The organism is Psychrobacter cryohalolentis K5, assembly GCF_000013905.1.
Taxonomy (GTDB): domain Bacteria; phylum Pseudomonadota; class Gammaproteobacteria; order Pseudomonadales; family Moraxellaceae; genus Psychrobacter; species Psychrobacter cryohalolentis.
In genome coordinates, this window is record NC_007969.1 from 1075080 (window position 1) to 1099292 (window position 24213).

15 protein-coding genes and 1 pseudogene are annotated in these 24213 nt (G+C 36.8%); 4 read left to right on the forward strand and 12 right to left on the reverse strand.

The genetic code is table 11. The features are described from left to right. The first annotated feature begins 133 nt into the window (after positions 1-133). On the forward strand, positions 134-1120 hold the full coding sequence (gene rluF / locus PCRYO_RS04690; RefSeq protein ID WP_011513250.1) for a 23S rRNA pseudouridine(2604) synthase RluF: 987 nt from the start codon (positions 134-136) through the stop codon (positions 1118-1120). A gap of 87 nt (positions 1121-1207) precedes the next feature. Next, a complete protein-coding gene (locus PCRYO_RS04695) occupies positions 1208-1651 on the forward strand; it encodes an SRPBCC family protein (RefSeq protein ID WP_011513251.1) in 444 nt (147 codons plus the stop codon). A gap of 75 nt (positions 1652-1726) precedes the next feature. Here the strand turns inward: PCRYO_RS04695 and PCRYO_RS04700 are convergent, their stop codons facing one another. Further along, positions 1727-2038 carry a DUF1244 domain-containing protein gene (locus PCRYO_RS04700; protein ID WP_011513252.1) on the reverse strand — a complete coding sequence of 104 codons (312 nt, stop codon included), beginning with the start codon at positions 2036-2038 and terminating at the stop codon, positions 1727-1729. A gap of 469 nt (positions 2039-2507) precedes the next feature. Here PCRYO_RS04700 and PCRYO_RS04705 point away from each other — a divergent pair, with 469 nt between their 5' ends. After that, positions 2508-3560, forward strand: coding sequence for a TRAP transporter substrate-binding protein (locus PCRYO_RS04705; RefSeq protein ID WP_011513253.1), 1053 nt, complete (start codon positions 2508-2510; stop codon positions 3558-3560). Positions 3561-4096: 536 nt separating this feature from the next. Here PCRYO_RS04705 and PCRYO_RS04710 read toward each other — a convergent pair. The 11 genes from PCRYO_RS04710 to PCRYO_RS04770 form a co-directional block, all read right to left on the reverse strand. Then, entirely contained in the window at positions 4097-7549 is a 3453-nt protein-coding gene (locus tag PCRYO_RS04710) for a site-specific integrase (RefSeq protein WP_011513254.1), read from the reverse strand. A gap of 6 nt (positions 7550-7555) precedes the next feature. Then, complete coding sequence (locus tag PCRYO_RS04715) at positions 7556-9940, reverse strand: hypothetical protein (protein WP_011513255.1); 2385 nt, start codon at positions 9938-9940, stop codon at positions 7556-7558. Between the two features lie 645 nt (positions 9941-10585). Further along, complete coding sequence (locus PCRYO_RS04725) at positions 10586-11464, reverse strand: hypothetical protein (protein ID WP_011513257.1); 879 nt, start codon at positions 11462-11464, stop codon at positions 10586-10588. A 521-nt stretch (positions 11465-11985) separates the two neighbouring features. Further along, positions 11986-12660 (reverse strand): HEPN domain-containing protein, encoded by a 675-nt coding sequence (locus PCRYO_RS04735; protein ID WP_011513259.1) that lies wholly within the window; start codon positions 12658-12660, stop codon positions 11986-11988. 42 nt (positions 12661-12702) lie between these two features. Next, entirely contained in the window at positions 12703-13074 is a 372-nt protein-coding gene (locus PCRYO_RS04740) for a DUF6985 domain-containing protein (RefSeq protein ID WP_011513260.1), read from the reverse strand. 10 nt (positions 13075-13084) lie between these two features. Beyond that, positions 13085-13714, reverse strand: a complete 630-nt coding sequence (locus PCRYO_RS04745; protein ID WP_011513261.1) for an HNH endonuclease — start codon at positions 13712-13714, stop codon at positions 13085-13087. Continuing rightward, positions 13711-16983, reverse strand: coding sequence for a helicase HerA domain-containing protein (locus PCRYO_RS04750; RefSeq protein ID WP_011513262.1), 3273 nt, complete (start codon positions 16981-16983; stop codon positions 13711-13713). The genes PCRYO_RS04745 and PCRYO_RS04750 overlap by 4 nt, the downstream gene beginning before the upstream one ends. Positions 16984-17003: 20 nt before the next feature. After that, positions 17004-17933 carry a hypothetical protein gene (locus tag PCRYO_RS13395; RefSeq protein WP_011513263.1) on the reverse strand — a complete coding sequence of 310 codons (930 nt, stop codon included), beginning with the start codon at positions 17931-17933 and terminating at the stop codon, positions 17004-17006. Positions 17934-18040: 107 nt separating this feature from the next. Then, positions 18041-20341 carry a dynamin family protein gene (locus PCRYO_RS04760; protein ID WP_011513264.1) on the reverse strand — a complete coding sequence of 767 codons (2301 nt, stop codon included), beginning with the start codon at positions 20339-20341 and terminating at the stop codon, positions 18041-18043. Between the two features lie 17 nt (positions 20342-20358). Then, positions 20359-21351 carry a dynamin family protein gene (locus tag PCRYO_RS04765; RefSeq protein ID WP_041753037.1) on the reverse strand — a complete coding sequence of 331 codons (993 nt, stop codon included), beginning with the start codon at positions 21349-21351 and terminating at the stop codon, positions 20359-20361. Positions 21352-21354: 3 nt separating this feature from the next. Beyond that, a complete protein-coding gene (locus PCRYO_RS04770) occupies positions 21355-22257 on the reverse strand; it encodes a helix-turn-helix transcriptional regulator (RefSeq protein WP_011513266.1) in 903 nt (300 codons plus the stop codon). Positions 22258-22923: 666 nt separating this feature from the next. Between PCRYO_RS04770 and PCRYO_RS04780 the strand changes: the two are divergent. After that, positions 22924-24105, forward strand: a pseudogene (locus PCRYO_RS04780) (IS3 family transposase). Positions 24106-24213 lie beyond the last annotated feature (108 nt).

Consider the following 24213-nt stretch of genomic DNA (forward strand, 5'->3'; position numbering starts at 1 on the left):
GTTTCTTCCCATCTCTACTGAAATGGGCACTGAATTTCCTATATAATACGAGCCATCTCGTTGTTGATGATCCATTCAATTTAGGCTTTTTTCTGAATAAGAAAGGCTTTTTATTAGGTAAAAACGGTGCTTTATGTTTAACGCTTCCTCGACTCGTTTAAATAAATACATCAGTGAAAGCGGTATTTGCTCCAGGCGAGACGCTGACCGCTTTATTGAACAAGGTAATGTATACCTCAATGGCAAGCGTGCTGCAGTGGGTGATCAAGTGGTTGCTGGAGATACGGTGAAAGTCAACGGGCAGCTCATTGAGCCGAAAGAAGCTGATGACTTTGTTTTTATTGTATTAAATAAGCCAGTCGGCATTGTGAGCACCACGGAAAGCTCCGAGAAAAATAACATTGTTGATTTTGTTAGACATAGCGTACGTATTTTCCCGATTGGCCGTTTGGATAAAGACTCTCAAGGTTTGATCTTTTTAACCAGTAATGGCGATCTGGTGAACAAGGTATTGCGTGCTGGTAATAACCATGAAAAAGAGTATTTGGTGACGGTGAATAAGCCGTTAACGGATAGTGTTATCGAGGGTTTAGCCGGTGGCGTGCCAATGCTTGGGAAGATGACGAAAAAATGCCCAGTGACTAAAGTAGCGCCCAACGTGTTTAACATCACGCTAGTTCAAGGTCTGAATCGTCAAATTCGCCGTATGTGTGAGCATTTTGGCTATGAAGTAGTCAAGCTTGAGCGTACGCGGATTATGAATGTAAGTCTCAAGGGTACGCCCGTTGGAGACTGGCGAGACCTGACGCCAAAAGAGCTGTCTGTTTTACTTAAGTCTGTAGAAGATTCTTCTTCGCAAGACAGTAAACCGGCTAAGAAATCTCGTAATGCACCACGAAAAAATCCTCGTACTGATGACTCGTCAAAAGCAAAGTCGTCTTCAAAAACAGCGGGTGCGGCAAAGGGAAATAAAAAACACTCCAAGGATGGTGCCAGAAAACCAGCGGGTTCTAAAGGTAAAGATTGGCGTCCTTTTAGTGATGGCAAGAAGTCTGGAGGCAAGGGTAAGCCTGCTACAAATGGCAAACGCCCTTCAAAAGGCCGAGGGTCTAAGCGATAGTAAGTTTTCACAGTGTGACTGCTTTATTCATTTTTTAAATGTCAGCAAGCTAAATAATTTTAACTTTGACCTTAACAGGATAATATTATGTTTAAAATAAAAGTAGAACGCATTGTCAAAAAACCGATTGATGAGGTATTTGAAGCACTGAGCGACCATGCCAGTTATGGCTCATTTAAAGCGGTTGGGGTTGCTAAGCTAGTGACGGAAGGTGACGAGGAGCGCAATGGCGTTGGGGCTTTACGTAGCATTCAATCGGGGCCTGTTAAGTTTTGGGAGCGAATTACGGCGTTTGAGCGTCCTACTCATATGGAGTACCAAATCGAAAAAGCCAAACCTATAAAAATGCAACATGATAAAGGCGTCATTGATTTAAAAGACTTGGGCGATGGCACCACACATGTGACTTGGATATCTGAGGGTCGATTGACGGTACCATTGCCATTAATAGGTCGCCTATTTGACCGTCAAATGCAGAAACAAGGAACCATAGGTTTTAGTAGCATACTCAAATCTATAGAAAGCCGCTAATCTAGCGGCAATGTTGGGTTTTTTGATATAACTATCTAGTGGTGGCTTATTTTATTTGAGCTATCACTGTTAGTTTTAATCCGATTTTTTCTTAGCAGCTTCAATCTCGTTAAAACGTGCTAACTGCTCTGGCGTTGCTTTCTGTTGATGCTTCTCTTTCCACTCAGCATAAGGCATACCATAAACAAGCTCGCGTGCATCCTCGTATTCGATTTCAACACCACGCTCCTCACCAGCCGCTTTATACCATTTGGATAAGCAGTTACGACAAAAATCGGCAAGGTTCATCAGTTCGATATTTTGTACATCTTTACGCTCATCTAAATGAGCTAGTAAGCGACGAAATGCCGCTGCTTCTAATTCGATGTTTGATTCTAATTTTGCCATAAGGTTTTTCCTAATTGTAATTGAGTCATCTCAAAACTGAGATGATACTAACGATATAAATATTGCGCAACCTGTCATGATCTATATTAAAAAATCGCACAAGCAAACTTGGCATAGTAAGGTTTATCAACTTAAAGCCTTTTAATCATGATATTAAACCACGCTTCATTCCTATCTGCTCGTTGGTCAATCGTGAGCCAAGTTTCTTCTTTGAATTCATGAATAATTTTTTTGCCAGTCACGCATCATAATGTCGTGTACCCATTTTACGTAGTATCAGCTATATCATCACTTCTAGAGAATCGTCGTTAAATGATTTGACTGTTATCATTTTAGCTGTTAATTTTAAGTAGCGTTTTGAATGTTAAGCAGTTTTAATTTAAAGTGCTTATGTCTTTTAAGGCAGATTAATTAAGTCTTAATACCAATCAAATGTCAAAAAAATAATCGCTATCAAAAGGAATTGATAATGAAATTAGCACCTTTTTTTTCGATAGGTGCACTAGCAGCTATTAGCCTTTTTGGTTGTTCTGGCCAATCTGATAACAGTAGCGAAGTTGCCTCAAATCAAGAAGTTACCGTTCTACGTTTCTCCCATTTTTATCCCGCCACTGCTGATGTTAATAAAGAAATCTTTGAGCCATGGGCCAAAAAAATTGGAGAAGATTCTAATGGTCGTCTTAAGGTTGAGGTATATCCATCGGCAACACTCAGTAAAGCAGATACCGCTTATGAATCCACAGTAAAGGGAACGATTGACATCGGTTCTCAAGTACAGGGTTATACTAGTGGTCGCTTTCCACTGACCCAGATTGCAGAGCTTCCCGGTTTGTCTAATTCATCAACACAGACAGGTTGTATGCTGCAAACCCTTTATGAAAATGGCACTATATCTAGCGAATATGAAGATTCACATCTCCTTTTTATGTTCGCTACCGGCCCTGGTACATTACATAGTGCTGATAAGCTTATTCGAACTCCCGAAGATATGAAAGGGATGCGTATCCGCAGGCCATCTGCTGTAGCAGGTGATATTATCGAAAGTATGGGTGCCTCTCCTGTGGGTTTACCTGCCAATGATATATATACGTCTCTACAGCGCGGTGTGGTTGATGGATTGAGCTTTCCATGGGAGGCGATCACAACTTTCAAGCTTGATGAGTTAACCAAATATCATACCAATATCCCATTTTATAGTTCTGCTCTGATGATGACTATGAATAAAGATAAATATGAAAGTTTGCCTGATGATTTAAAAAAGGTCATTGATGATAACTCAGGTATGGCTCTTACTAAGAAAGTTGGTGAGATGTGGGATAGAACTGATTTATTAGGTTTGCAAGCTGCTAAAGATAGAGGTGATGAGATCATTGATATTTCAGATCCACTTAATGATCCAGATTGGAAAGGACCTCTGCTAAAAGGAACACAAAAATACTTAGACGATGTAAGCGCATTAGGACTCGATGCTGAAAGTGTCTATGAAAAAGCAAAAGCTGCTAGTGTGGCCTGTAAGGTTTAATTATATTTTTAATATTAGGACGTGTCATCAAGTCTTGTACAACCCCTGAAAATTCGACAAAAAAAAGCCTCACTGTTAAGTGAGGCTTTTTAAGTATTTGGAGCGGGAAAAGAGATTCGAACTCTCGACCCCAACCTTGGCAATGTTAACTGATCGATTTTCATTGAAATGTGTAATTCTACATTAACCTGTATATATTGATATATAAGGGCTCCGAGATGGTTAATGAATTATAGCTTTAAGGGTGGATTAAGTAAACGTATTTTTTAGTCTGAATACGGTCACCCTAATATTAGGGTCTTTTGACCACTTAGCCCTACCCGAGTGGTAAGCAGAATCCACTGCAATATTAGTTATATCTGATGATTTGATTAGTGTTTTCCCTAAAAAGCAGTGCGTCTTTGATTTTTTAGCTCCCGTTTCTGTCCTTAATTGCATCGAACTATATTTAATATATAACGGTTATACAAACGTATTCCGGTCTAACTGAGTATCATATGGCTGTATACCTACCGTATTTTCTCATGGAATATTTATCAGACTTCATCATCCACTATCATAAAAAGATGTACTAAAAACCTTAGTAAGCCAGAAAATGCTTTACCATTTGATGTCTGTTCGTCAGTAATACAAATGCCAAATCTGATAGTGCGAGAGTTGGAAGGTTTGAATATGATTTTTGAGGTCTCTGATTTTTTATCAGTAGTTCTATAGATATCATGGACAGTAGCTTTTATACCTTCATTACCTGAAATCATCCACGACTGTGCAGGTAAAAGTCTCACGCTAATCTGTACAAACCTTAGAAACTCCTCTATATCTTTTACTGGAAATGAAAGATAGGCATTATCAATAGTGATTTTTTGTCTAACTATCTTTAGAAACCATAGGTAGTCCGCATGTTGTTGATCACGTAAGATCCAGACTGATTTTAGTATGACGGGTAAGAGCTCATAGTTTTCTCTACTTTTCAGACTCTTTGGTTGTCGTTGATCCGTTGTGTCAATGAAGCGACATTTCCCCTGGCTAGTAGTAATCTGAGCTATTTTCTCAGCGCGTTTAGCGAATACTTGCCCATCTTCGAACTTTATATATGAATGGTTTGATGATAGTCGGATATCGCCGCTTTCCTCTTCTAACAGCTTTAAGAATTTGATGAGTTGATTAATACTATAGCGGTGAACTCTATCATCTGCCACATTAGTAGTGAACACATCACTTTCCTTGAACCGATTAGCAGTATCAATAGTAAGGTTTACTGGGATATCTCGACTTTGATTTAAGGTCAGTTTCTTTGCCAATTTGCGAGTATCGGAGAGGGATATCTTGTCATCAACAATTGAAATGCTATTTGACTTGAGCCTATCTTTACTAATATCAGTAATATTTTTAAAGATAACGTAATCTAATTGCATTTCTGTATTGGCAATAGCGTATGTAGTCATGAGCATTGATGAATGAATGTAATACTCAAAGCTACGATTAGGAGATATATGTCCGACTAATCCTGAAATTGCATACCATCTATCTTGAGCATCATGATTAACTCCTAATAGCCCGGTCTTTACCTTGGCAATATATTGATTGTCGTAACCAGTTAACGTTTTTACAAGCTGATCGTTAGCATTCAAAACAAGTGATAAGTTAGTAATGGCTGTATGTCTGAATGCGTGGAATGTATGATCCTTTGCTTCGATTAAGCTCAGTATTCTTCTCAGTACGGCAAGAGGTTCTGCATCATCAATTGGGTATTTGTCAAATGAGTGACTAAATATATAATCTGTTTTATTAAGCTCGTTCAGTTGTATATATTGATTAAAAAACTTCAATTCCTCGTCAGATAGTAGTGAGAAAACTGCTACTCGGCGGATACTACCTTGAGTTTTTGTGCTGCGGTAGATATTTGGACGAATAACTAAAGAGGGTTCACCAAGGGTAAATCCTTCAATATCTTCATACCTTAATCCAAGCAACTCTTTCTTCCGCATGCCTGTACGGTATGCTAAAACAAACAACAGTTTGTACATATCCACTTCGAAGGGATCAACAACTTTTGGCATATTCAATAAAATTGCTTGATACTCTAGTGGTGAAATCCATTCGCTACGTACCACTCTTTGTGTCTGGGCCTCTTTAATACTGACTTTAGGGAAGTGATAGTGTTCAACCCCTATATCATGTAACCGCTGCAGTAGCTTTGCTGAATATTGGATGTCTTTATTATCACGATAGACAGCTTTGTGCTCTAAAATCTCTTCGTAGCATTCTTCAAAATCCTCACTACTGTAAGTGTTTAGAGGCTGTCCTGATAAGAAATAAAGCCACTCATAAGCTACCGAACTTAAATAGCCCTGAATGGTCTCTTTTTTAGGGCGTGGCTTTACGTTACATCTAGACAGCACAAACTGAATTAAAATCTTTTCAGCAATGTCACGCTCTTCATTTAACATCTTTGTTAAATGATAGTTAATATCATATTCATTATTTTTGAGTTTTTCTTTTTGTTGACGAGTATTGTAGTGACTGTCTAACTGTTTATAAATACGTTTCACGATATCTATCTTACGTACTTCCGCCAACTCAGAATACCTAACGGTATTTTTGCTGATCTTAGATAGAGGTGCCTCGATTGATAAAGAGGGTTTGTTAGTTTTATACTCTTTATTTAGTAAGTTGGAAAAATCATCTGGGAGTAGACCTGTGGTTTTACGCTTGCCTTGTGCAACTCCGATTAGAGCTTGATCAACAAAGACATTGGGCATCATTTCCCAATGATAACTCGCATAACTTAGCAACCATGGTAGAGAAGGGACCTTATTTTTAGGTATTTGTAAGACAATACTGAGGTGGTTTCTAAGCAGTTTTTCAATATCTGTGTTCGTCCTAAACTGATAAGGATCATTAAACTTTCTACATCGGTACAACCAGCATTGGCTGATGACGTCTAGAGAGACTTGCTGAGTAATGTATAAAGAGCTCTTTCTTACATTAGGAGACTCCACTCTTTCATTACCATAATTTTTTGTAGGGTAACGTACAGAAACAATGACATGATGATCATTGAAAGCAGTTAAGACTGGTTGATCTAACAGAGTATTGACTAAAGCCGCCAGTAATTCTTTATCATTAATCCCGCCAAAAGCTATTAGTGAGAATATAAGCGACGCTAAGGACTGATTTTGATCTTTACTTGCCGCCGCCCAATCTGCCATCATCGCTTTAGTTATTTTATTAAAAAGCTTGCCGTTTTTTACCCAGTTTTCATCAATTGATAGTGGGTTTTCCTTTACTAAAACAGGCTCACTGGGTAAAGGGTAGGCATACTCTGACTGCATATAAAACGCGTTGTAGTAGCTGACAAATTTAGTCAAAACCTCCCAAGTATAGCGAAACTGAGCCATTGAAGTATAAATTTTAGAACAGACTTGATGTATCAGTTTTTTTGCTTGTTTTAAAAAAGCTTCGAAGTACTGTTCATCAAGTGGGTGTGTCATTAATGCTAACTGAACTAAATAATCAGCATAAGTTACTTCCCATTGCTTTAGTTTAATATCGTCAGTTGGCTTGGGGTGTTTTTCTAGGTAGATCTTTTTATATCTCTCTGTTGAAAGAATCTTGTAGCCGTAAAAGCTTTTATCTACCTTTTTTTGATTGACTAGGTTTTGAAAGTCTTGGAATGCTTGTTTTTGGATATCGTCCCATAGAGTTTGAAAAATACTTAGCAATTCATATTTTTGATAGGTACGTTTTGATACGTCATCTTGGTTTACACTCAATATGTTTTTATCGCCTTTTCGTTTGGTAAACCCAGCAATAATTTTAGGTGGAAAAACATTTTTATTTATGATTGAAGGGTTAATAGGCTGTTTTTTTACCTCACGCGGCTTACTTTTGTTCTTGCGTTTAGATTTCTGAGTTTGCTGCGGCTTTGCTAATTCTTTGCGCGGCTTGTGGCTATCGTTATTTGATTTATTTTTTAATGGTTTCATTTGCTATCACATTCTTAAATTCATTTGTTGTGCGATTTCCTCAAAGGTATCACGCACTTGCCAAATTTGTTGCTTGTTTACTGATGAGAATTGTCCCAATGCTTCTTGTCGGTTTTTTTCGTGACCAATCACTGTGTTAATCAAGATCATTGAAACGCCAAGCTTTTCAAGTTGGGTACGTAAGAAGTGCCGTGTCCAATAAGAATCCTCAAAAGGCATGTAATCTGCTAACAGTTTTGAGATATGGCTTCGCTTGATTTTAATAAGTTTATCGTAATTATCTGATAGTATATTTAGGAGGGTTAACTCATCTTGCTCTTGTTTGATCTGATGAATCATTTTATCGACCTTGGCAGTCGCATAAGGCTGATAATCGACAAGAAATAATTGGTACTTTTTTAAAATCGCCAAAAGAGTAGGGCACAGTGGAATTAGCCGATGGTTTTTGACAACCTTGTTAGGTTTGTCAGCAACTTCATACCAGCCTGTCTCTAAGTCAATATCTTTAACATTAGTCAGTCCATTATTTGGGCGAGTGCCGGTCAACAAACAAAACTGGATCCAAACAAGAGCACTATACCTATTAAAGCGCTCCTCCTTATCACCGCTATTACCAACCCATACCCATAGGTTCTGTAAAAAAATATTGACGTACTCTAATGTCAAAGCAAATCCAGAGCCTGTAGTAAAATCTGTTCTGGTGCTCGGCTGGCTAATAAAACTATCGTCTAATTGATTATCATAGTTAAGCAGCTCTATCGCTTGACGATAACGATTAACAAGAAAATCGTTACTATGGCTGCTGTAGTAGGTAGAGGGCGCAAGAGATGCTGGTATTCGACAAATCAGATCAGCAATATGTTGATTACTACCCTGAATGTATCTGTGTAAGATGATATGTAAAGCGGTTTCAATCCGTACTATTGATAGATAGGGTAAGTTTATCTCTTCCTTTATAGCCCGAATATAGTCTAAGATATCCTCCTTGCTTGATAAATTTCTTTCATTAGAAAGGAGTTTTATTAATCCCATTGGCATGGGCAGACGGATGATACTTTCTTGGTTTTCGTGGATACTTGCATCATACTCCTGCTTGCGATCAGTGATTTGCAGCTGATACTGCAAATATGCAGTATCTTCCAAAACGGTGAATAACCCAGAACCTGAAATGAAACCAGTTGTCATTAAAAACTCTACAGGAACGGCTGTCATCATTGATAGGAGTAAGATTAAAGAGGCTTTATTGTGTTTATAGTCGTATCGATGTGAATCTATCGCTAATCTGCCAAAAACCTGTTTTAAGCCTGCGACAGAAAGCGTTCGGACATTAGAGTTAAGCTCTAATTCTCTCTGACTAATATAACTATGATGAACGTTTTTTTCTATCCTATGTAACGGTTGCATGTAACGAATTTTCTTATCAGGCAAATCTAAACTGACAATTAGTGGACGTTCTAAAGTATCAATATATTCTTCAATATTTCTAGGTTTTGTTGAGTTTGGTGAGTACAGTTCATAATCAAAATTTGGTATTGCAGGATGTTGATAGTATAAATGTGGAGCATCGTTTTCAATATCGTATCTACTCAGATTCCAATAACTATTCTCTATCCAGGTTGAACCGTCTACAAAACTAGCTAACTGTTCGGTAATCTCGCTTTTAAAAGTATTTAAATATTTTTCTTCAGCATCTTCATTTTTACCTTGCCGAGTGATTTTTTTATGTGGATAGTAGGCTTGTTCAAAGCATTTAACAATCGCATCAAGCTGATTGATTTTTTTACTGCGTAATTTGATGGTTGCGTCACTTTCCACAGTTCTAGTTAGTAGCTCGTTTCGCACTTCTTGTTCGTACGCTATTTTTCTTAATTGGGCTATAAAAAATCTATGGAGAAAGTCTACTGTATCTGATAAGCCTTCAATATCGTCAAGTTTTGGTAATATCTCCCAAATCCATCTGTTGTTGTTAGATTTAAAAAATACGGGTAATTTGAATCGGTTAATTATATTCGTTAAATGCCTCTTTGCTTTTTTGTGATGTGATAATAACAAATACGTGTGAATGGATATGCATAACCATATTATTTCTTTGTGCTCATCACGGGTTAAGTTAGCTACCAAGAAAAGTGGTTGTAGAATCGGAGGTAATGCATTAAGTGTCTTTTTACTGACTTCTTCTTGAAAAAGCAAACCGTTTTTTATAGCTATCAACTGCTCTATTAAAGGTGGCGATCGTTGTTGAACGCTTAAATTAATTAAAGTGGCAATTTCCTTTAGTGAGGCTATCCAGTTCTCAGTGTAGTTATATTCATCTTCAACACTTAAAAAATCAACTTGCTCAATAAGCTGGCTATCCGTCAAAAGAACAATTTGATTACCATCATCAGGCATTATATTCCTCGCTATTTTTTTGACTCATTTCGTGCGTTATCGTATGTATTTTTATGGATGTTCATGTGTCTGCAAAACAGCAGGATAGTATAACTATTAAGATTAAATAAATACTGACACTGTTTTGTGGTCAAAGCTGTTTTCAACTCTTGATGGATATTGTAATAATTTAAATTTTCTTGGTATCGTATGGCTCTATTGAGTATGTTAATTAACTCATAAAAAATATTTTCCAACCTATGAAGTTTAAGGAATTCATCGTTATTAACACATATGCAGTGTAATTGTCTATCTGTAGCATGATGTATGTATTTTTTACAGAAGAAAGCCAAAATATAGTTATTTAAGAAGATGAAATCTTTATCTGTGATTGCAACCAATGTAGTAGTAGCTAAAGCTCTTTCAATTTCTATCTCAAGAAAGCCATCTTCTAGTTTTGATAAGATCTCATAAGTTAGAATATAAAGTTGCTTAAACTCGTCATGATAAGTAATAAACTGCTCTGAGATATAACTGAGTGAGTATTGTTTTAATTTCACTTTATAATCCATTATCTGATAATGTTGCAGGATGCATGCTCAGTAATTAGGGGAGGGGTACGCTATAAGCAGGCTTTCATAATTGAAGCCATCAAAGATTCAATGGTTAATATATCTTTTCTAAAAAAGGCTTCCAGCATAAGCGTGGTAACTTCATACATATTGGAGCAGACAAAGTTAAATAAGAACTAGAATAGGTAGATAACACATTCCTCATATGTTTAAGTTGAGACTCATAATGCTGCTCTGCATGAATTTCAGCTTCATATTGACTGCGTAATGTTACATTATAAAAAACTGAAGTATTTTTGTATTGGCGAAAACATAATTCATAAATACTATCTTGAAAAAGAAGTTTGTTTTTAATCTCATGGTCAATTTGTGCGTGTAGTATTGTATCTTTGAGCAATTCTTTTACACTTTTCTCAAAATCATCTATGTAGTAATTCATAGATATTTTAAATAAGGTTTTACGTTTAGGTGTCAGATACTCACCAACATATAGGGCTTCAACCGATAATCTATATGTGTGTGAGTTTGTAGTTAATGGGACACAATTATTTGATTTAAAATCTTTCTTCCGTAATGTGTAATACCGCTCTGCTACATTTTTTTTAGATTGTGCTGCTGCAATAGCTTCAGTATATGACTCGTAACTTTTTCTTGCCATCTGGCATTGCTCAGTACTAATCTTCCAAGCTAAGTTCCTATGATATGCTGGGGGTAAAACCGTAATGATCTCACCATTACGTTCATCTTGGATAGCCACATAGAAGAACGTGTCCTTAGGGCTAAAAAATAGCAAATGACGACGATATGAACCTGCATGCTGCCCGATGTTCACACATGCGCCATTATCAATCAGGCTCATTAATTCTATACTATCCATAGATGTACGCTGAGCAATGCGTTTGGCGGCATGAGAAGATGGATAGGCAAAACGTTGTTGACGGAAAATAAAAGCTTTCTGTTCCTTGCTACTCATAAGATCACCCACCTAATTAAATTTAGTTGTTATCAAGCTGAGTCTGACGAAAGGAGATCAATATCTAAGCATTCTTAATGACTATGTAGCTCAATGTACCCTATTGTTGAGAGTGAGATTATCAGACTTTATAGTTATGCAACGATAGGTGAACCTTGTGTCGATAACTATAATTGGCAAGCAAAAAAACTTACTAATGTGATTGGGGCGTTATACGAAAATAGGCTATTTACGCTTGATTAATTTGAAAAAAACGTTAATGGCAATATCTTCTATGACTAGTTTAAGTACATGCTAATTTCAATCCTTGAGACCAAATGCGTGATTCTGATGGACAATGGAAGCTTTCACAAACGCGTGTAAAGACTACTTAATAGGTATGGTAATCGTTTATGATTTCTACCACCTACAGTCCTGAGCTAAATTCAGTCGAAAAAATGGGCACAGTATAAATTTCTATGCCAAGGCTAGATAGAGAATAATCTGCCTAAAATAATTTTATCATATAGGATGTTCCAGTTTTATATTGAGCTGACTATATATGTTTCTTTATCTATTACTGGATAGAAAGGTTTGCCCCAATCCATCTTGCTATGATGAGCCATCATAATCTCTAGCATCAATGGCAAGATAGAGGACAAAATAGCGCCACTATCCTTGATTTGAGCCCGATTTACTTTACCATTATGCGTAGCACCGCCATGAATAATTTGATTACGTAACGTATATAAGCGGTCGAACACTACAGCCAGTACTGTATCGGTATCCTTATTGCTCAATGCACGATGTACTTTATCTTTTGCGCGTTTAAAGTCCTCTTCCCAAGCCTGTTGACTGATCTGCCCGTTATGGTAGTCCCAAAATGGCTGAAAAGTATACTGGTTTTCTAACAGTATGCGAATGCTGCCAGAATAGGTTTCCCACACTAGTTTATAAATTTGCTGGTCAGTATCTAATCGGCATATTAATTGTAAAAATCGCCTAAATTCACTACGCTCAGAGCTACTCGAAAATAGCGCCACTTCACGAGCGTAAGCGGCATTAAAGGCTATCCATAGGGTAATAAAGCGAATATCATCATCATTAACACTGACCGCTTTAGCAAGCCAGCTCAGAGAACGGTGCATACGTAAGCGAAAAGGGTCGGAGAATTCAGACTTTTGAGATTGGTAACGGTTCAACACAACATCAGACATTTAATTAGTACCATATATAGTTTTTAATGATTAAAAACCGACTTATAGAAAGTCGTCTTGCATAGTCACTTTCTGCTGAGGGTGAAGAATAACTGCTATACCATGTTCCTCATCCCAAGAACAATTACAGAGTAAAGCAAACTCTCCATCACGGTTAAACTGTAATGCAGTAGGTTGGACCACAGAATTAGTAATATTGTTTGTCCCTGTATAATCGTTTAACAGTTCTAAAGATTTTAACTCAAAGTCTGAATGATTGTTATCGAAAAGTTTGTAGGATTGCTCTTGCTCATTAGTAACATGCTCTCCTTGAAACGCACTGAAAACGCAATCTATTACAAAATCCTGTTTATTAAGCTTAAATTTAATAGGTTTCCGCCAGCCATATTTAAATGATAGGTTTGAAATATCCATTTTGTAATCCTTAGTTATTTGTAATTAACAGCTGTTTTTTGGCAACAGATATACCACCTTCATGAGGGATGTTATTGTGTACTTCAGAAGGAACAAGTTGCATAGTTTGACAGTCTTTGCATTCATGCCAAGTATAACCATTTTCTTTACGCCAATTAGCAACCTCTCTAGGTGTGCATTCCCACTTTTCAGCAAGTTTTTCATCAGCTTGAGGAAAGTTCATGTTTCTTTCAGTTGTGAAGTTATCTATTTTTACTTCATCCTTCATTATTTCCGAAAAATCCGGTTCACCATCTTTAAAAGATATTCCATCAATACCATATTTTTCTTTGAGCTCACCCCAAGTTAAATTATCCGGATTAGCTTTTAAAGGTATAAAGTTATCATCAGGATTCCATGTTGAGTTGCCCACTTCATCTACCCAATCACCATTACTTACTGGTAGATAGGCATTAGATGGACTGATTTCGAGAGACTGTGGATAATACTCTGTAGACCAAGGCTGATCACTAGCAAAGATATTACCTCCCTTATTATTAGGAAAGGTATCCCAACATCCATCTTTAGAAAGTAGACTTTCATCAATAATAGGCTTATCGAGTGTTTTCAAAACCTCACTTTGTTTAATAAACTCGATCATAAAATCATATCCTTAGAAATATTTTGCCAGGCAGTGCTTAAATCATTATGAATACTACGTGTCATATTATCTGATAGTTGAGTTAAATGATTTTTCAGTAAGGTATCCGCTAATACGTTTAGCTCCACCTTACTTGACATACGAGTTAACTGAGAACTAATCGTTTCTCGTATACCTAATACAGAAAGTAATAAGTTTGTTGCATTAGTATGATCGGACCATATTGTTGTATGACCGGTTTTTTCAACTTGTTGTATCGAATTAAGCAACCCAATCTTATAATTAGTAGCTATGTTATATTTTTTAGCACCATCTTTGAGTATCTGTAAGTCAAACGGCTCTGTCTCATCCATTCGTTTATGAAGTAGCAACCTTGCTAAGTGAAGATTAAACTCTTTACGCTGAGTGCCCACAGTAACTTGTGTAGTAGTGGGGCACTCATATATTTTTTCTTCCCCACTAAAACGATTAATTTTACAAAGGACAGGCTCTAACCAGTTATTTTGATAAATAACAGCAACGCCTCTAGGTAGCCTTGCAATCTCTTCAAGCTGGTCGTCGCTGACTGCTGCTGCTTTACCTATTAAGCGACGATCCTGTTCGTCAGGCAACCTCAAAATAATTTTAGTATTGGTATTACGTATAGCTGAACTGTCCACTGCACTTGGTGATTGGTCAGCAATAATAAAGCCTTCGCCGTAAGTACGCATCTCAGCGATAGAGTTTGAAAGCATCTCAACGGCTTTACCAGCCACATTTGACCCTTCAGAGCTTTGTTCAGTAGAGGTTCTCTTTAAAAGATGATGAGCTTCTTCAAGGATAGTGACGTGTTTAAGAGGTTGGTTCATGCCAGAGAATGCCATACGGCGCTCGTTAAGGCGCATGATCAATATACCCATAATGAGAGATTTTGTCTCTTGTGAACCGACGCGACTTAAGTCAATGATAACGTTAGAGTCAAAAAGTATATCATTATCAATTTCATCAGAAGCAAAAATCTGACCATTTAAACCGTTGGTCAAACTTTTAACCCGTGTTGCAAGCGAACCAATATAATTACTTTTAACCTCGTCTGAGTATGCTGATGTATTTATAACGTTATTAATTGCTTCCAATAAATCATTAAAGTTTGGAAAGATATCTTCGGAATAATAGTTATATGAATTATCAATGTCCCAACCACTGTCTTTGTAGGCTTGAAGCATGGCATCTTTTAGAACTGCAGGCATCGCAGCATACATCGACCAACACACGTTAAAGATTTCAATGAGTCTATCGATATGTTCTAAAACGTGAATACTTTTGGGGAATTTAAAAGGGTTTATTTTTAGTAAAGGAGCTTGAGATGGATTGGTTGAAAAAACATGAACATTCTCTAGATGGCCAAAGACATGTTTATATTCACCCTTAGTAGGTTCAATGACCAAAAATGGAATATTCTTTTTCTGTAGTTGATACATTAACTCGTATACAGTATTACTTTTACCTGACCCTGTTGAACCTGAGATAAACACATGACTGGTTAAATTATCGATATCTAAACTAACTTTTTGTGGTAAGTCATTCCATAAGTGTCGAATAACGCCTAGCTCGATGCTTTTATTAGTAGCAATGTTATGACCATCCAATGATTTGACTTGTCTACCAAATGCTTGAGTTTCTACCACAGCGGTGCTGGAAGTAGATCGACGTGGCATACTAAGCTGAATTGCCATCTCTTTACCGGATACTAATGTTGCTGGAGTTAAATATTTAAGCGGTAGAGTGTTGAAAAAATTAGCGTTAAGCCTAGGGTGGTTGAGAACCTTCAACCATTCAAGCACACTTTGCATTTTACTATTGTTAGATTTATCCCACGTAGTTAAAGCAAAATCCTCAGTATCTGAATTGCCGCCACGCATCAAACCTAAAAATATGCTTGCTAGAGTCTCAGATGAAGCTGTGCTATTGCCAATAAAGTAGGCAGCGGTTTGCCAGCCACCATAGCGAGAGGCTTCGTCGACACGCTCTAATTGTTTATCAATCTTCTTAAGCATTTGCTCAATACTTTTATCCGTCATATCAAGCGTTAATTGACGGCTTGAGCCTGTAGTTTTAGTATCTGACTGAGAGTTGGTTTCACTATTGGTACTGGTTTCACCAGTAGTTCGCCCTGCTGCAGTACTAAAGCTAGTACCTTTATTAACTCCTTGCGACTCTGTATAGCTAGTACCAGTCGTTTGATTTTCAGCGAATGGATCACTTAGCATTCTACCTACATTACTACCTATCATTGAGCCAATACCAGCTCCTATACTAGCCCCTACTGGCCCACCTAATGGTGCACCCAATATGCCACCTGCTACAGTAGCGCCTAATGTGATAGCAGTTCCACCAAAAGACGCTACTTTAGATTTATTGGTTTGTTCAGAAAGTGATTCTGAAGTCCCATAAGCTTTAGAGGTGTTTGTTCCTTCTGTAATTCCAGACGTTTCGGTTTGGCTCAAGCTATCACTTAATGACTGGCTAAGGCCATGACTGATTGATAGGCTGATAGCCTCACTATCATTCTCGCCATAAGACATTTGTTGTTTTAACAATGGTGAGAGTTGAGTAGCGACACTTTCGTAACCAGAACGTATATGAGAAAGCTGGGTAGGGGTAACTGGTTCAGCTAAAATAACTGCAGAATAATTATGTCCTTCGGCAGCATCAATGAAGCGCTCGAGCCCTTGCATAAAGTGCTCTCTTTCTTCCACAGATAGAGAAGGTACACCGGTAACTGCAGTTACAGACTGGACTGTAGACGTACCATCATGGTTTTCGCAGTATAGACTATCCATTAGGGTTTGAGTTGCTGAACCATTTAATGGTGTAAGCTCACTACCAGAAAAGTGGCCCTTAAAGGTTTCCTGCAATAGCTGACCTGCGGTGCCACCTTGAGTGCCACCTGATTGACCACGAGTACCTAAGTATAAGTGAGTCTCAGAACCATCACAGTCTAAAAATATAAACACCGAAAACCCAGCAGCACCTAACGCATTATAAGCAGCTGTCATACTTTCTAAAACTGATTGCTTATTTTCAAGGACGATGCGCTCAACTTTAAATATTCTAACGTCAGAGCTTAAGTTAATCTTGTGATTAAATCGTGGTGCAATATCACAGTGACTCAGCTGTGACAGGTAGCTTTTGTTTATCAGATTGCTAGCATCTTGAAGGGCATTAAATGCCTGTTGTCGTATAAGTTCAGCTTCTGTTTTAGTGGCAAGTGCTATCTGGTTAGTCATGTTTTATCCTATATTTATAGTTATCTTAACTTCGCTATCAAAGCCAGTATGCCTGCTAGAACAGCGCCACCAATTATAACGGCAGTCTTCATAAAGCTATTTTCTTGTTTAACATGGCTCGACTGCTTACTGCTTGAACTGCTACTGGAGGTGTTGTTAAACTGAGGTTTCGGCTTAGGTTGAACTTTTATATGCTCGAAACCTTCTACACCTTTTTGAGCTAAGTAATCGCGAACATTGATAAGATGCATTAATCTTTCCATAGCGAAGTTATGGTTAAGATAGCTTTGCTGTAAAAGGAAATAATCTTTATTCCAACTATTGTTGTTTTCAATTATGGCAAGACAAAATTTATCTTCTTCATACTCAAGAAAGGCTTCTGGTATATTTTGACTTACAAACATAACCTCTTGAATAATATCTTTAACTAATAATCGATTGTTTTTCAAATCAAACTTAATAATATTTTGTACAGCTCTTATGTCTTTTTTCGCGATTGATAGCTGTAGACTTTCTTTAGGTTCATATTCTTTGAGAATATCCTTTAAAGCATCAGCATCAGGATTTTCAGATATTAGACTCACATCAATTTCTTGAGTTTCATTACTATTTTCTAGTGTTGACTTGGAGGTTTCGGTTATTGCAGGGGCATATTGCTCATTATTAATACCGAAGCCTTCTACTTTGTAATCTTGTAGGTAATGTTTTACAGCTATGATATGTTCACAACGCTTTTTGGAGAACTCCTTATGCTGTATTAGGCTAAGCTCTCCTCGGAAATAGTCTTCATTCCACATACTTTTATTTTTTTTAATTGGATATGTTTCATCATTGAATTCTACGAAATCAATAGATTGAATATTATCAAGTATGTTCTGAGATGTTTTAGCTGGTATTGAACCATTAGCAGATAGTTCAATAAATTCACTTTTACTATTTTTTGTGTTCATAACATTCCTTAGGATATATAGGTTTAGATAAGTAGAGTTTTACGGTATATCAGGATTAGCTGTAATATGGCATATAATTCTATTTAAAGATTATAAGATATAACAGCCTATAGAGCTAAAATATTGGTAATTTTAGTATTAAATGTATTAATGTGATTAAGTTCTGCTTTAGCCGTATTAATAGCTTTCTCACGTTCATCTTTATCATTAATCTTATTTTCTAAATCTGCCATTAGGTTATTAAAGCGTTCGCCAAACTCTTCGTTCATAAAATCAATATATATATCTATAGTTTTATTGCTATTGTCCTTAACTTTCTTTACTGCTTCTGCAGAAAGATTTTCAAACACAGCGTCTATTTCTGGACCCCGTTTCGCCCACAAATCATCAAGGCTAACAAACTCTTCTTCTTGATTTTCATAAATAGCTTCTTCTGTTGTGCTAAACCAACTAAAAGGGTTGTACCATGTTGAAGCACTAACAGTTCTTGTTCCTGTTTGAACTCTATGATGTTTAATCTGTACTTCATTCTGCCCTAAAGACATATTAAAAGATGCTATTTGGTTCTTTAAACCCTCTAGCATTGGTAGCTCTAACTCTGATACATCATTAAATAAGCTGGTTATATATTTATTATAATCTGCTGCTAATTCTGACTGTATCTCTAATTGGTCAGACTCAATGATCTTTTCTAAATTGATAATGCGTAAGTTAAACTCACTTTGTAAATCATGAGTTAATTTTTTGATTTTCTCTTGAGCCTGTCTTTTAGAGGCTTCTCCTTGAAATTTGTTTCCAAAGTCATAAGTAGTCTCTCTCAGGATTTTTTCTTCCTGCATAAATGCTTGAGCTGTTTCTTTTCTTAGTCCTTTTTGCTGCTTTTTTAATTTAGTGATATAACCATCTGTTTTGAACGCTTGTTTTTCTTTTTCCCGTAGTATGTTAATAGTCTCTTGCAGATTATTAAGTGCCTGCTGATCAGTTTCAAGTGATTTTTGTAGTTCAGCAGCATTAGTACATTGTTGTATGATTTGACTGAGTGCTTGATTGGCTCGTGTTACACGGTTAGGAAGACTGTATTTTTCGATATAGTCGTCTATCATCATCTCAACTGCGGGTAGACCACTACGATATAATGCTGTTGAGTAGTTTTTATTATTAATTTTTTCCTGAGTTTTTTTAGATAAGGGCATATACTGAACTAAATCCATACGTGGCTCTTCATTGAACAGCTCTTCCATTGCATTGATGACACCTCGTTCACTGCGTGTTAATAAGTCGATACTTAGCTCACGCTTGCGAAGCAAAGAGGTTAAGCTAGCAGATACTGGATATACCAAAGGATTGGCAATACCGTTGTTTTCTAGATATTGTTTGGCACGTGTAACTACATCTTCGACATATTCGCCTTTTTCTGGGTCAAATACATCTGCTTTATTAATGACAAAGATAAAGCGATCTTTGCTTTGCTTACCTCCTTTACTCATAACATCAGCAATTTGTTTTAGCAGACTTTGATCGTCGTTGATGCCTAGCTGTTGTCCATTTAGAATGTATAGAACTAACGGGTTACGATCAGAATCACTAATATATCGCATAGTTGTTAGATTGTGTTCGCTATCTTGACTGTTATTAGGCCCTGGAGTGTCTGTTAAAACTAATCGAACACTCTCTCGTTCTTCTATTGCAGGTATTTTCCCCTCTATATTAATTCGGAATACATCAGGTGATTTATTCCACTCGCTCATTAGCTGAGATGCCGAGTCAGAGCCTGTTTTTGTCGTAAGATTTAATTTTTGTTTCTCATTGACTATACAGTCTTTATTATCTGTACAGCTTACCGTAAAGTGACCTTGTGGCATATCGTCGTTATCAGTAATTTTAGCAATTGTAGCTGTGGTTGCTTCGTTTAACGCTGGCAATAAGTCACAACCTAACATAGCATTGATCAGGGTAGACTTACCAGATGACATGGTTGCCACCACATAGACATCAAAGTTTTTATCAAACGCCGTATCAAACTTCTTGAGTATATCGGGAGTGTTAACATACTGTTTAAACAATGGATCTTGTTTTGCTTCTATTACAAGCTGTTGAATGTTTTCTAGACGCTCTTCTGAACCTGGTACTACGTCACACCACATCTTGACATTTATTCCGTCTTTGTTGGCTTGTTTAACGGCCTCTTCCATATCAGTACAGTCTGCTTCTACCCCTTTAAAGTGAACTCTGTATTCTTTTTCACCATTAAATATTTCATATAACTTCTGAAAGAATCCTTCAATCCATAGCTGTAGACGTTGATTTTCATATTCAGCGAACTGAGAATTACTCTCAGGTTTTTGGTCATCGATGAGAAAGAAAGTCTCAACTGTAAAAGGATTGTGTGTGATAGCTACGTTAATCATAAAATACTCCATTAGTTTTATAAAGTGGTTTTTTGAAATTTATAATTAATAATGTTTTCTAATAAAGGTATACCGCTAAAATAAATTAGTTGATTGATTTTACTTTTTGATATTTCTAACCCATCTTTGATCGTAATAGACATATCTTTTTTTTCTGTATTCGGTAATGATATAGTTTTTACTTCATCAGATATATTATAAGAGGCTCTTATAAGTCTATCATCATCAAGGTTATGTATGTTTTGTTGTAGCAAATTACGTTCAAATCGAGTAAGAGGTTCTTTATTTAATACTTTTCTAGCATTTAATGCAGAAAGTGCAGATACTGGTATAATACTAGGGTTTATGAAACCAATGTTTTTTAAATAAGAAGCTATGTTTCTTACAAAAATTTCAATATCCTCACCTTTTTCTTCATCTAAAACGTCTGCTTTATTAAGTATAAATATAATATTTTTATGCTTATCAGTTTTTAAAACCTGACTTATCTGTGATAAAAATAGCTTATCGTCATTAATGCCAATTTGAGTAGCGTTTAATACATAGATAATCATTCCATAACGACCATCGCTTACTAAGTTCAAGGTTAAGTCTTGATGTGTATTATCTTGGCTATTATTAGGACCTGGTGAGTCATACAATACAATGTGCTTACTAGAGTTTTTTATAGAAGGGATATTACCGGTTAGACTAATATAGTTGATATTGTTATCCGCATTCCATTTTTTCAATGTTTCACTATCAATAACACTCTTATAGTCTAGAAACTTCAATCTTGCTTTTTCATTTGATTTAATAGGTTCAAAATTATATGCGGAACCATTAAAGTTATTCTGCTGGTCCTTATTGTGTATTCTCGTTATAGTCGCTGTTGTCGCTTCGTTAGCACAATGGAGCAGCTCTTTTCCTAACATTGAATTAATAAGTGTGGATTTTCCTGAACTCATCGTCGCTACAACAATAATTTCGAAAAAACTCACTACTGACTTACTTCTCTTGTTTTTTGCCACAATCTAGTTTCCTATTAAATACTTACTTATAGTGATTTCTAAATCTTTCTGAATTTCGCTCGGACTAATGATACGTATATAAGGTATCCAGTACTGAACAATAGGAACTACTTCTCTCGGATGTATGTTTTTACATGCTAGTAGCAAATCCCCACTGTCAAGTCTTTGTACTAGATTTTGATTGGGCAATAAGTCACGCCGCTCAAAATATCCAGCGACCTTTGCATCGACCTGCAAGATAATCTCACTGATTTGATTGCCAAAGAATAAGCTATCCGTATCAAGAGTTTCTTTTTTGATATCCTCAGAGCATTGGAAGGTCTCAGTATTTATATGTAACTGGGTCATTTGCGTAAAGCAAAATGTTCTTGTTTGTCCATGAAGGCGACCTACTACATACCAAATACCATTTTTATTAAGCAGGTGATAAGGTTCTAATAAGTAATGTTTACTATTATTGGAAGCATAGTCACTGACCTTGCGATAATAAAACTCAATATATTGGTGATTAGTAATGGCTTGGTTAATAGTTCTAAAGTCGTCTGTACGTTCGCTTATATTTTCATAAGCGAAACCTTTAACGAAAATGCTTTGGTTAAGTTTTTCTTGGAAAAACTGACGGTCAATTTTCGGTAGTAAGTCTTGTACGCTAGCAAAACTAGCAAAACGCTGAATATCTGCTATATCTAGATATCCAATATTACTAGGGTGCAAGCGATAAAACTGTGGACCTTCTTCATAGAGCTCTAGTAAGGTCAAACGATCCTGAAAATCTCTCTTTAAGGTGCGGATAGAGACCTTATAGGTGTCTGCTAATTCAAAAATATTCAAACGCTCACCATCGTTAAGTCTAACGATAATGTCAGATAGTCGATACGCAAGCCTCTCATGTTTTCTCAATTTCATAATCACTCAACTTGCAAGGTAACTCTGCTTTCAGTTGCATTAAGTTACTAAAAAATAACAAAAATAACAAAAATAACAAAAATGCAATTATGCACTATAATCGTTAATTATCAATTGCTTTCGAACTTTCTTTTACTATATTTTTAGCAAGTTCTTGATAATGTTATTAATATATTATTCAGAATGAAAAATTATTTGCTAAAGAGTAGGCATGGTTTAAAAAGTTTAGTAGTTTGATATAATTAATGTTATAGCTTTGTCGCTACAATCCATATTGTTTGTTTCTTAGTTATATCCTAATAAAGACCAGTGTAGTCAAAGAAAATGACAGGTTGTGTCATAGAAACTAATAATTTTTAGCTATGAAATAAATTTAGATAGTAGAGTTTGGCCAAGTTAGGTAAGCATTATGATGAGCTACGCTGTTAAGTTCGTAGATATTAATTGAGAGGGAAGGTAAGGGTGTGTTGAACATTGGGATCAAATTGATTGTAAAAAAATAGCGAACGGATAATCTTTAAGTTCTTACACAAAAAAATATCGTTCGCTATGCCTCGCACCATACTTAAAGATGAACACTGGATTAGACTAAGACCCATACTGAGTTATGCTGAAAAAATTGTAGAACTAGACTTTGTAAACTAAGCGTATTAATAGGAGTTTGTCATGACTAAGAAAATCAGAACCTATAGTGCAGCTTTCAAAGCTGAAGCCGTCAAAAAATTAGCAGGTAATAATAGCAATGTTTAAGCGACTGCAAAGCAGCTAGGCATAGCCATGCAGACCTTATCTAACTGGCAGAACAAAGCGAATGAAGGCAAACTTATCGGCACTAAGCAGTATGACCCTGAACTCATGGCTATACTAGAAGAGAATAAACGTCTTAAACGTGATCTCAAGATTGCTCAAGAGGAGCGAGAGATATTAAAAAAGGCCACGGCGTACTTCGCGAAACACAGTTGATGAAGTACGTCTTTATCAAGGATAACCAGAAGATATTTAGCATTACCTGTATGTGTCGCGTATTAGATGTCAAGCCATCAAGCTATTACAACTGGATAAATCGTGGTGTCAGTAATCAGCAGATCCACCGCAACCAGTGTGAGCTGCTGGTTCGCGTGGCTCATGATGAGACTAAGCAGCGCTATGGCTGTGAGCGATTGCATGCTCATCTTGCAGGGCAAGGCCATCATATCAGTCAATACATGGTCAGACGAATCAAAAAGGAATACGGCATTGTTTGCCGTCGTCACAAGCGTTTTAAAGTTACTACCAACTCAAACCATAACAAGCTTATCTATCCAAACCTGCTCGATCAAAAATTTGATACCAGTCGTCCTAACGAAGCTTGGGTTAGTGACATCACTTAGATATGGACAGATGAGGGTTGGCTATACTTAGCAGGCGTTAAAGACCTCTACACTAAAGAGATCATCGGCTATGCTATCCACAAGCGTATGACAGCAGATTTAGTTTGCCGTGCACTTAATATGGCCATCAAGAACAAACGAACCAGCCAAGCGCTGATTGTTCCCTCTGACAGAGGAAGTCAGTACTGTAGTTACGAGTATCATAAGATCATTAAGAAACATAGATTTAAGGGCTCAATGTCCAGACGTGGTAATTGCTTTGATAACGCGCCCATAGAAAGCATCTCGGGTGAGGAGCACTGCTCCGCAAGGAAGAGTGAGTTGGTGTATCACCAAGACTATAAAACCAAGGTTTGGAGCCATCAGTGATATCACTAAATATATCGAACTAGATTACAATCAGACTAGGATTCAAAAGGGTTTGGGCTATAAAACGCCAAGACAGATGTGGCTTGATTATTATCGTCAGGCTGCGTAATTAACCCCCCCCCAAGTTGTTTTGTACAGATTTGACAGCATAGGTCACTGTGATGAGCAGAGTGATAGACGTGCAAATCATTTAGTTCGATGTGTCATAGATTACACT

Bases quoted from the DNA above. Each gene is read 5' to 3' on its own strand.
- PCRYO_RS04715 (WP_011513255.1), bottom strand. From the start codon at position 9,940: ATGCCTGATGATGGTAATCAAATTGTTCTTTTGACGGATAGCCAGCTT.
- PCRYO_RS04695 (WP_011513251.1), top strand. From the start codon at position 1,208: ATGTTTAAAATAAAAGTAGAACGCATTGTCAAAAAACCGATTGATGAG.
- PCRYO_RS04745 (WP_011513261.1), bottom strand. From the start codon at position 13,714: ATGATCGAGTTTATTAAACAAAGTGAGGTTTTGAAAACACTCGATAAG.
- PCRYO_RS04705 (WP_011513253.1), top strand. From the start codon at position 2,508: ATGAAATTAGCACCTTTTTTTTCGATAGGTGCACTAGCAGCTATTAGC.
- PCRYO_RS13395 (WP_011513263.1), bottom strand. From the start codon at position 17,933: ATGAACACAAAAAATAGTAAAAGTGAATTTATTGAACTATCTGCTAAT.
- PCRYO_RS04710 (WP_011513254.1), bottom strand. From the start codon at position 7,549: ATGAAACCATTAAAAAATAAATCAAATAACGATAGCCACAAGCCGCGC.
- PCRYO_RS04735 (WP_011513259.1), bottom strand. From the start codon at position 12,660: ATGTCTGATGTTGTGTTGAACCGTTACCAATCTCAAAAGTCTGAATTC.
- PCRYO_RS04760 (WP_011513264.1), bottom strand. From the start codon at position 20,341: ATGATTAACGTAGCTATCACACACAATCCTTTTACAGTTGAGACTTTC.
- PCRYO_RS04725 (WP_011513257.1), bottom strand. From the start codon at position 11,464: ATGAGTAGCAAGGAACAGAAAGCTTTTATTTTCCGTCAACAACGTTTT.
- rluF (WP_011513250.1), top strand. From the start codon at position 134: ATGTTTAACGCTTCCTCGACTCGTTTAAATAAATACATCAGTGAAAGC.
- PCRYO_RS04700 (WP_011513252.1), bottom strand. From the start codon at position 2,038: ATGGCAAAATTAGAATCAAACATCGAATTAGAAGCAGCGGCATTTCGT.
- PCRYO_RS04770 (WP_011513266.1), bottom strand. From the start codon at position 22,257: ATGAAATTGAGAAAACATGAGAGGCTTGCGTATCGACTATCTGACATT.
- PCRYO_RS04740 (WP_011513260.1), bottom strand. From the start codon at position 13,074: ATGGATATTTCAAACCTATCATTTAAATATGGCTGGCGGAAACCTATT.
- PCRYO_RS04750 (WP_011513262.1), bottom strand. From the start codon at position 16,983: ATGACTAACCAGATAGCACTTGCCACTAAAACAGAAGCTGAACTTATA.